At 46.1% G+C, this 440-nt stretch carries 1 protein-coding gene; it reads left to right on the forward strand.

Going from position 1 to position 440, the window contains the following annotated elements:
* The coding region (locus BGP75_RS22905) for an IS3 family transposase (RefSeq protein ID WP_143820949.1) at window positions 1–133 on the forward strand (133 nt) is incomplete at its 5' end.
* Window positions 134–440 lie beyond the last annotated feature (307 nt).

The raw sequence follows: 440 nt of genomic DNA on the forward strand, positions 1-440 counted from the left end.
CTTAAAAAGAGAAAGGGTGAACAGAAGAAATTACAAAACCCGAACAGAAGCCAGAGCTGATGTATTTGATTACATCGAGCGATTTTATAACCAGAGGAAGAAGCGTAAGCTAACTCAGAATGCTCTTAACTGACTGTCCGTGGAAACGGGGTAAAACCAGTGGACTCGGCAGCCTTCATAGAGAAGCTCAAAGCTCTTCCAGTCTATATTCAAAGCATCGTATTTTATCACGTTCGCGTACTGCTATACGCAGTACTCGTAGCTGTTGCCGCAGACTTGGTCGTAAGCGGTAAATAAACCCCACCTGTTACCAGGGCTGCTCGCCAGCTAAGGTCATGATCTCTGAATTAAGGAGATCATCATGACTGCCAATGAACTGAAAGCCCTTCGAGAGACCTGGAAACAGCATCTTGATACGTGGAAGCAAAGCGGCCAGTCCC

It is taken from the genome of Motiliproteus sp. MSK22-1, assembly GCF_001968815.1.
In the GTDB taxonomy this organism is placed as follows: domain Bacteria; phylum Pseudomonadota; class Gammaproteobacteria; order Pseudomonadales; family Balneatricaceae; genus Motiliproteus.